The organism is Bacillus sp. ChL18, from assembly GCF_026241425.1.
Taxonomy (GTDB): domain Bacteria; phylum Bacillota; class Bacilli; order Bacillales; family Bacillaceae; genus Bacillus; species Bacillus velezensis.
On the sequence record NZ_JAPHWE010000029.1, the window covers coordinates 1 to 255 of the forward strand.

At 42.7% G+C, this 255-nt stretch carries 1 protein-coding gene; it reads right to left on the reverse strand.

The genetic code is table 11. The annotated features are described in order from the left end of the window. Positions 1-255 (reverse strand): AMP-binding protein (locus tag OQ477_RS20865; protein ID WP_265973606.1); only part of this gene is annotated, 255 nt, incomplete at both ends.

Below are 255 nucleotides of genomic sequence, written 5' to 3' on the forward strand. Positions count from 1 at the left end.
TCACCACCTAATATAATCAGCCGGAGCCTGCCTGTTTCCGCAATACTTTTAATCTTTTCAGAATGGATCATGATTGAAAACAGCGAAGGTGTCATTTTGAGATACGTACATGTTTTGGCGTATTCAATCAGCTGATCAGGATCTCTATACATGTCTTCTGACAAAATATGCAGGGTGATGCCGCTGATTAAGGCGGTATACACTGCGGTATATCCCAAGTCAAATGCGTACGACGACAGTAAGGCTGTCTCATCA